Raw genomic sequence first — 7,151 nt, 5'->3', positions numbered from 1 at the left:
GAGTCCTCGCCCCGGCCCCGACCGCGTCCCCGTCCCCGGCCGCTGTCGTCCGTGTCCAGGAGGTAGCCCACGGCGAACTGCACGGCGATGGCCGCGAACAGCACCCAGTGCAGGGTCTTGGTGACGATCCCGTAGCCATGTGGACCGTTTCGAAGGTCGGAGCCCATGGCTCCAACGTGCCTCATCCGAACGCCCGGGTCCCGTCGCGACACCGCGAGGTTCCGCTCGCGCCGACTGCCGGGCCTTGCCACGGTCCGCACCAGGGGGACTTCGTCGACTCGCGAGCGTCGTTAATCGGTCGTACTGAACGACCGGTCGGTAAACCTGACGCGTCCTTGCGCAGGCCGGCAGTCGCTACAGGGCTGGAGCGGGCGGGGGTGCGGCCGCGGCAGAACAGTCCCGGGCGGCCCTGACCTGCAGAACACTCATTCGATCATCGATATACGGGTCCACGTGTCCGGATAGCGACCCCGAAGGTGCGATCGCTCTGCGTGTCAGACACACTCCAAAGCGCAAGCGAGGCGGTGATCTCAAGGTAGATGACGCCTCAACCCTTCGAATTGAAAGCGAGTCCCCGTCATGCTTCGCCGTTTTGCTGCGGTCTCCGCGTCCGCTCTTCTCTGTCTCGTCGGCACCGCCACTGTCGCGGAAGCCCGGACCGAAAGCCTCTACACCCCCTCCGCCGTCGTGCTGAGCATCAGCAAGGGCGCCGACGCGAGTTCGGCCACCGTCCTGCGCGCGGTCACGCTCAGCTGCGCGCCGACCGCCGCCGGAACGCACCCCGCCCCCGAGGCCGCCTGCGCCGAGCTCAAGGCCGGCTCCCGGAGCGGCGCCTTCGAGGGCCTGCTGGCCTCACCGGCCCCGGACCGGATGTGCCCGCAGCACTACGACCCCGTCACCGTCAGCGTGGACGGCGTGTGGGAGGGATCCCGCGCCTCGTGGCAGTACACGTTCGGCAACGCCTGTGCCATGGGCGTCACCCTGAACGGAGGGGCGGCCTTCGCCTTCTGACGGCTCGGCCGGTCAGTCCCGTGGTTGTGGCGTACTTGTGCCGCGACCACGGACGGCCGGGGAATCCTCCTGTGGCGGGCCGGCCGACGCGTCGCCCCGCCGTCGCCCACACGATGCCGGCCGGCGACCCGCCCCGGCACACCCGGCTGCGCAAACTGGTGACGAAGGCGTTCACCACCGGGGCCGTCGCGCAGCTTCGCCCGTTCATCGCCCGCGTCACCGGTTCTCCGGCATCCGTCTTGCCGCCCCGGCGGACCGGCTGGAAGGGCGGCACACCCGACTCGCCCGAAGGCTGGCAGCACTCCCCGTCCTGGCCCGGCCGAACGCCGCACAGTCGCCGTACGCCGTACGGGATCGGTACCGAAGGCGTGTTCAGGCCGTAGGTCCGTCACCTGATCGGATCAACAAGTCCTAGAGTGTGCGCGTGACCGAGCAGAATCCCGAACTCATCGCAGGCCGCTACCAGCTGGTCGAACGCATCGGCCAAGGCGGCATGGGCCGGGTGTGGCGTGGCCTCGACCAGCAGCTCTTCGGGCGCGAGGTCGCCGTGAAGGAGATCCTGTTCCCGCCGGGCATGGACGACGACGACCGTGCAGTGCTGCTCCGGCGGTTCACCGGCGAGGCCCGCGCAGCGGTCACTCTCAGCCACCCAGGGGTCATCACCGTCCATGACGTCGTGGAGCATCACGGAGCCCCCGTCATCATCATGGAACTGATCCGTGGGGAGTCCCTGGCCGGTGCCATCCGAAGCAGCGGCAGACTGCCCGTACGGCGGGTGGCCGAGATCGGCGCCGCGATGCTCGACGCGTTGGCCGAGGCGCACCGGGCGCGCATCATCCATCGCGACATCAAGCCGGACAATGTGCTGCTGACCAAGGACCGTGTCGTCCTGACCGACTTCGGCATCGCCCACCTCGCCGACGCCACGACCAAACTGAGTCACAGCGGAATCGTGATCGGCACCCCGCAGTACATGTCGCCGGAGCAGCTGGACGGCAAGCGCCCGACTCCGGCCAACGACCTGTGGGCGCTCGGCGCGACCCTGTACCACGCCGTCGAGGGACACCCGCCGTTCGAGGCGGACGGGCTCCACGCCCTCGCCGTGGCTGTGTTCACCAGCCCGCACCGGTCGCCGGTCCATGCCGGCCCGCTGACGCCCGTGCTGGACGCGCTCCTCACCAAGGACCCGGCTCGGCGCGTGGGCGCCTCGGAAGCGGCCGAGATGCTCGCGTCGGTGCTGCGGTCCTCGGCCGGTTCCGAACCAGCCGAGCATGGGCCGGCGCGCGAACGCGCACCCGAACCCGAACCCACGCCCACGCCCACCCACAGGCCCGATCCGCGGGCGACACCTGCGCCGGCACCGACACCGGCGCCGGCACCGACACCTGCGCCGGCACCGACACCTGCGCCGGAACCGTCGCCGGTACCGGACGCGGCCGCCGAGAACGCGCCCGCCCCGACGATGCCGCAGCGGGCGCCCTCACCGACCCCGCCACCGACCCCCACGGTCCCGGACTCCGGGTCCGCCGTCGGCACTCCGCGCGGCCCCGTACCGGACCGGCCGACCACCCCTCCCGTGCCCGTACCCCAGAGGGAGAACCCGGTCACGCTCGACACGACGGCAGACTCGGAACGCCGACGGCCGATGGCGGCCCAGCGGCGCGGCGTCACCCGCCGCTCCGCGATCCTGGGCACAGCGCTGGCGGTGCTCGCCTCGGGCTCCCTCCTGACCTGGGCGCTCAGCCGTGACGAGGACGCCGCTCGCGGAGGAGCGGCCGGCAGTGGAGCGGGTAACCCCTCCGTCACGGTGGTGATCGGAGTGGACGCACCACTGAGTGGCGGACTGTCATCGATGGGCCTCGGCATCAAGAACTCCGCCGACCTGGCGGCCAGAACCGCCAACGAGTCCCGCCACGTCCCCGGCGTGAGGTTCGAGATCAAGCCCCTGGACGACGCGGCCGATCCCTCCAAGGGCGCCTCCAACGCCGCCCGGTTCGTGGCCGACGAGAAGGTTCTGGGGGTCGTCGGCCCACTCAACTCGGCCGTCGCCCGGACGCTGGTGCCCTCGCTCGCGCGGGCGGACATGGTCAACGTGTCACCGGCCAACACCGACCCCACCCTGACCCTGGGCCCCGACTGGTCCGCGGGCCACAGGTCCCGTCCCCACTCCACCTACTTCCGCACCATCGCCACGGACGTCGACCAGGGGCCGTTCGGCGCCCGGTACCTGTACGAGGCGAAGAAGACGAAGCTCTACGTCATCGACGACACGAGCGCCCACGGCACCGCACTCACCGCCGGTCTCACGGCCGAGTTCACCCGACTCGGCGGGACCGTCGTCGGTACCGAGCAGGTCGACCCCGCGGAACGCGCCTTCGCGGGCCTCGCCGTCAGAGTACGGTCCTCAGGTGCCGACGCCGTCTACTTCGGCGGCTACTACGACACTGCGGCGCCCCTGTCCCAGCAGCTCAAGCAGGCGGGGGTGAACGTCCCCCTGATGGGCGGCGACGGCATCTTCGACCAGCAGTACCTCACGGAGAACCCGCAGGCCGAGGGCGACCTCGCGACCCAGATCGGCGTACCCGCCGAGGCATCGGAGACGGGACAGGAGTTCCTCGACCGGTACCGGAAGGCGAACTACCCCGAGCCGCCCGGCTGGTACGGCCCCTACGCCCACGACGCGACCTGGGCCCTCATCGAGGCGGTGAAGAATCTCGTGACGGCCAACGGCGGCACCCTCCCGGACAACGCCCGGGCGAAGCTCTCGCAGGCAGTCTCCGGTGTGGCCTTCGAGGGTGTCACCGGCCGCGTCGCCTTCGACAGCTACGGCGACACGGTCAACCGCCGGCTGACGGTGTACGCGGTCGACAACGGGAGCTGGAAGATCACCCCGAACACCTCCACCATCCCCTGACTGCCGCCGCAGCGAGACGGCCGGAGGTAGTCCGGCCCCCTGGCTCCCCGGCGTTCGAACGACGCTGCCGTTGCCCGTACGCGGCGTCCCGGACTGGTGGTACCGACGCGTGAACTGCTCGCCGCACAGCCAGGCCTGCCGACGTGGGGCTAGGCTCCGTGAAATGGAGCGAGCTGAGGTTCTCAAGCGAGTGATCGGCATCCTGACGGAGGCTCAGGAGATCCGCAGGGCGGTGGAGGAGGAGAGTCAGGGCGGGGAGGCCTACGAGGCCGCGTCCGAGGTCGAGCCGCGCGTGGTCACGCAGATGCTGAACGAGATGCTGCCCCACATCAGCGTGCCGGCCGACGCCGCTCCGCAGGACGTCGCCCACCTCCTGGCCGCGGCGCTCGGTCCCGCGCTGTACACCATGGTCTCGGGGTTCACCCTGGCCTTCACCAGTCTCGCCGTGGCGCACGACGAGGGGCGGACCGACGTCTCCTCCGCCGAGGTGCTGCAGGCCCTGGCCCTCCAGGTGGAGGCGGGCCGTTTCGACGAGGGCGCCTGACCGGCTCGTCCGTGCCGCACGGTCACCCACTTCACCGGCCCCTTGCGCGGTACCGGTCCGCGGGACGGGCGGTTCCCGCGGAGGAGGCAGGGCCTCGGGGCGTCCGTCCCGGCCGCCTGTCGTGCCGCACGACCGGGCGGCGGCCCAGTGCCGTGCCCGCCGGGAGGGCGGTGACGAACAGTGCGTCACCACCCCTACCGCCCGAGGCCCGGAAGATCGGGTTCAGCGCAGCGCGAGCGCGACGATCTGGGTGACCGCCTCCTTGTCGAAGTTGTCGTCGCTGACGAGGATCAGGGAGCGCTCACCGGAGGGCAGGGCGGGGCCCCAGGTCATGCCTTCGGTGTTGTCGACGGTGGACAGGCCGAGGGTGTGGAAGTCGGCGACGAGCCTCTTCCGCATGGGCACGACGGGCTGCCCGGCCAGCGAGTCGATGGCCCGTACGTCGGTGGCGCCCCGCGTGGTGGTGTCGTACAGGCGGATCTTGTACCCGGAGCCGGCGACCCACGTGCGTTCGAGCACGAGGTAGCGCTCGGGGTCGTTCGGGAAGGCGAGGATGGACGGTACGCCGGTATCGGGGCCCCACGGGCTGGTCGGGTCGGACTCGGCGAAGATCTTCTCGACGGGGTACGCGAACTGTCCGAGCTCCCGGCCGCCGCGGGTCTGCCGCGTGACGCGGACGAGCGCGCCGTGGGTCAGGTCCGGCACCGGGCCGTCCTGGAGCAGTGGGCCCTCGATCGCGCTGGTCACGACGGTGCCGCGGGCGCTGAAGGTCAGCGCCTCGACGGCCTGGTTCCGGCGCGGCCCGCGCTCGGCGGTGATCATGTAGTTCTCCGGCAGCCGCAGACGGCCGTGGTGGGTGCCGTCGGGGTCGGAGATCTCGATGGACGGCTGGATCACCGGCGGCCCGGCGACGGCGGGACGGTCGCCCTCCTGCCCCCACCAGTAGCGGCAGTCGCGCGGGTCGACGCGGATCTCCTCAGGGTCGATCGCCTTGCCGTCGCCGAGGGCGGGGGAAGGGTAGACCGAGCCGTCCGGCTGGAGGAGGGGGCGGGTCGAGGTGAAGTCGACCGCGTGCACGCCGTCGGCGTCGATGTCGAGCTTCGCGGTGTAGAAGCGCGCGGGCTGGAGGAAGGAGCGGTCGTCGCTGATGAGGACGTACTCGCCGGTGCACCGGTCGCGGTCGATGCCGGAGAGGCCGCCGACCGTGGTCCCCTGGAAGTCGAGCTTGTGCGGGACGGTCTTCTCGCCGAGCAGTCGGGCCTGCAGCGCACGCTTCGACTCCGTTGAGGGGGCGCCGGGTTGGGGTGCGGCGGCCACGGCGGGGACGAGGGTGGACGTGACGAGCAGGGCCGCGGCGCAGGCGCGGCGGATCAGAGAGGCACTCATACCGATGATCATGTCCCGGCCCTCACCCGCCCCGCAGTCACCCAGGCGAGTGTTCCTTCCGCCGACCGGACCGACCGTCGGATGATAGGCACGGCTGCGGGATCCTCGGATCTTCGACGGGGGAGCGCAGCGTAAGAAGCCTGCTGGTCAGGTCGATTCGCGGACCACGAGTTCGCTCGGGATGACGACCGGATCGCCGGGGCCGCCCTCGATGAGCCCCAGGAGCAGGTGAACCGTGGCGATGGCCTGGTCGGCCATGGGACTGCGTACGGAGGTCAGGGCCGGCGTGGTGTACGCGGCAGCCTCGATGTCGTCGAAGCCGACGACGGCCACGTCCTCGACCGGAACAGGTCTCAAGCAGACGCTCCACGTCACCGGCACCGGCCGTCACGTACGGATGTACGGCACCGAACGTGCCACCGCCTACGGCTACTCCCTGTGGGAGTTCCAGGTGTACGGCACCGGCGGCGCCCCGAACCCGGCCCCACCGCTGCCGCCGGACCCGGCGGAACCGCCGCGGCTGATCTGGAGCGACGAGTTCGACGGCGCTGCCGGAGGCAAGCCCGACCCGGCCAAATGGAAAGCCGACCCGGGGACCGGCCAGAACGGCGAGCTGCAGTACTACACCGACCACGACAACGCCGCACTCGACGGAGCGGGGCATCTCGTGATGGAGGCCCGCAAGCAGGCCACGCCCGGCAGGGGTTGTCCGCCCGACCCGCTGACCGGCAGCACCACCTGCCAGTACACCTCGGCCCGCATGAACACGGGCTCCACCTTCCAGTTCACCTACGGACGGGTCGAGGCACGCGTCAAGGTCCCCAAGGGCAACGGGCTCTGGCCCGCCTTCTGGATGATGGGAGCCGACTTCCTCAGCGGCCGGCCGTGGCCCTACAACGGCGAGATCGACATCATGGAGATCCTCGGCAAGGACGTGAAGACCGCGTACTCCACCGTCCACGCGCCCGCCTACCACGGCGGCGGCGGAATCGGATCGCCCTACGAACTGCCCCAGGACGCCGACTTCTCCGACGACTTCCACGTCTGGACCGCCGACTGGACGAGCAAGGGCATCGTCTACAGCCTCGACGGGCGAACGGTCTTCACCCTCGACAAGGAGCAGGTGGAGACGACCCGAGGGCCCTGGATCTTCGACCACCCGCACTACATGATCCTCAACCTCGCGGTCGGCGGCGACTGGCCCGGCCCCACCGACACCACCACATCGTTCCCCGCGAAGATGCTCGTCGACTACGTACGCGTCTACCAGTAGCCGCACCCGGCACCCGGCACCCG

5 protein-coding genes and 2 pseudogenes are annotated in these 7,151 nt (G+C 70.8%); 5 read left to right on the top strand and 2 right to left on the bottom strand.

Translation table 11 applies throughout. The features are described from left to right. Window positions 1-579: 579 nt before the first annotated feature. From AOK00_RS27110 to AOK00_RS27095, 4 genes and pseudogenes are all read left to right on the top strand, one after another. Window positions 580-1,011 carry a subtilase-type protease inhibitor gene (locus AOK00_RS27110; protein ID WP_055602883.1) on the top strand — a complete coding sequence of 144 codons (432 nt, stop codon included), beginning with the start codon at window positions 580-582 and terminating at the stop codon, window positions 1,009-1,011. 89 nt (window positions 1,012-1,100) lie between these two features. Beyond that, window positions 1,101-1,232, top strand: a pseudogene (locus AOK00_RS40680) (cytochrome P450); the annotation flags it as partial. A 203-nt stretch (window positions 1,233-1,435) separates the two neighbouring features. After that, window positions 1,436-3,925, top strand: coding sequence for a bifunctional serine/threonine-protein kinase/ABC transporter substrate-binding protein (locus AOK00_RS41485; RefSeq protein WP_079042216.1), 2,490 nt, complete (start codon window positions 1,436-1,438; stop codon window positions 3,923-3,925). A 163-nt stretch (window positions 3,926-4,088) separates the two neighbouring features. Continuing rightward, a complete protein-coding gene (locus tag AOK00_RS27095) occupies window positions 4,089-4,469 on the top strand; it encodes a hypothetical protein (protein WP_055602881.1) in 381 nt (126 codons plus the stop codon). Between the two features lie 222 nt (window positions 4,470-4,691). Here AOK00_RS27095 and AOK00_RS27090 read toward each other — a convergent pair whose 3' ends face one another. Continuing rightward, on the bottom strand, window positions 4,692-5,855 hold the full coding sequence (locus AOK00_RS27090; protein WP_055602884.1) for an esterase-like activity of phytase family protein: 1,164 nt from the start codon (window positions 5,853-5,855) through the stop codon (window positions 4,692-4,694). A gap of 147 nt (window positions 5,856-6,002) precedes the next feature. Continuing rightward, window positions 6,003-6,188, bottom strand: a complete 186-nt coding sequence (locus tag AOK00_RS27085; RefSeq protein ID WP_055602880.1) for a substrate-binding domain-containing protein — start codon at window positions 6,186-6,188, stop codon at window positions 6,003-6,005. On the opposite strand from AOK00_RS27085, the pseudogene AOK00_RS27080 reads away from it, so the two are divergent. Then, window positions 6,178-7,128, top strand: a pseudogene (locus AOK00_RS27080) (glycoside hydrolase family 16 protein); the annotation flags it as partial. The gene AOK00_RS27085 and the pseudogene AOK00_RS27080 sit on opposite strands and share 11 nt — an antisense overlap. Window positions 7,129-7,151 lie beyond the last annotated feature (23 nt).

The organism is Streptomyces aureus, assembly GCF_001418135.1.
GTDB lineage: Bacteria > Actinomycetota > Actinomycetes > Streptomycetales > Streptomycetaceae > Streptomyces > Streptomyces aureus_A.
This window is presented reverse-complemented; position numbering and strand designations above follow the sequence as displayed.